1 protein-coding gene is annotated in these 529 nt (G+C 70.1%); it reads left to right on the top strand.

Annotation, left to right across the window (positions count from 1 at the left end; all coding sequences use genetic code 11):
- Positions 1-191: 191 nt before the first annotated feature.
- Positions 192-529 (top strand): 1,4-dihydroxy-2-naphthoate octaprenyltransferase (gene menA, locus GO615_RS29865; RefSeq protein ID WP_169133076.1); only part of this gene is annotated, 338 nt, incomplete at its 3' end.

The following is a 529-nucleotide window of genomic DNA, read 5'->3' on the forward strand; positions in this document are numbered from 1 at the left end:
GGTGAGTGCCGAAAGGCGTTGCCGCCGTACGCCGTCCCGGCCATGGCTCGCGTGCTCGAGACGATCCCGCTGACGGGCGTCGGCAAGCCCGATCGCGCGCTCATCGCCTGCTCGCCCGAGTGGCACAATCTACGAGACCCCCGCTAGATCGCCGGAGCCCCGGCCCACACGACCTGGAGAACATCCCGCACATGGCCACCCTGAACCAATGGGTCGAGGGCGCGCGCCCCCGCACGCTGCCCGCCGCCATCGCCCCCGTCCTCGTCGGAACGGGCGCGGCCTACGCGATGGAGAAGGCGAACCCCGGCTATGCGCTGCTCGCGCTCATCGTCGCGCTGTTCCTCCAGATCGGCGTCAACTACGCCAACGACTACTCCGACGGCATCCGCGGCACCGACGAGGACCGCGTCGGCCCGGTGCGCCTGGTCGGTCAAGGCCTTGCGAACCCGGGCAACGTCAAGCTCGCCGCGTTCGGATGCTTCTTCGTCGCCGCGTTCGTCGGCCTCGCGCTCGTCACGCTGTCGAACAC

Origin of the sequence: Aromatoleum evansii (assembly GCF_012910805.1) — a bacterium.
GTDB classification, from domain to species: Bacteria; Pseudomonadota; Gammaproteobacteria; order Burkholderiales; family Rhodocyclaceae; genus Aromatoleum; species Aromatoleum evansii.